We start from the raw sequence: 423 nt of genomic DNA, 5'->3' as shown, positions 1-423 counted from the left end.
ATCGCCGGCTCACCGCTGTCTATGATGTCCTGCCTCTCCCTGGAGTTGGCGACGGGCTTGAATATCGGATTGAGGAATGGGTTGTAGCCCTCGTGGAATATCTGCTCGCGGAGGTGTCTGCTGAGGTATTCTGGATAGGCCGTATGTATGGCGGTGGCCTCCCAAATCATTCCGTCGAGGTAAATCGGCACCTCTATGCCACCAACCCTCGCGTACTCCTCGAGAACCATCATTATCTCCTGGGCCCTACCGACGGCCATGGCCGGAATGAGAACCTTGCCCTTCCTCCTTATTGTCTGGTGAATGACCTCAATCAGGCGCTTCTCAGCTTCCTCACGCGGCATCTGATGGTCGTTGCTTCCACCGTAGGTAGACTCCATGACGAGGGTCTCGAGCCTTGGGAACCTCGAAACGGCCGGTTCA

General features: G+C 56.5%; 1 pseudogene. It reads right to left on the bottom strand.

Annotated elements, in window-relative coordinates:
- Nucleotides 1-423, bottom strand: a pseudogene (locus E3E29_RS11435) (beta-CASP ribonuclease aCPSF1); the annotation flags it as partial.

It is taken from the genome of Thermococcus sp. Bubb.Bath, from assembly GCF_012027595.1.
Taxonomy (GTDB): domain Archaea; phylum Methanobacteriota_B; class Thermococci; order Thermococcales; family Thermococcaceae; genus Thermococcus.
The sequence above is the reverse complement of the archived record's forward strand: the minus strand, read 5'-3'. Positions and strand labels throughout refer to the sequence as shown.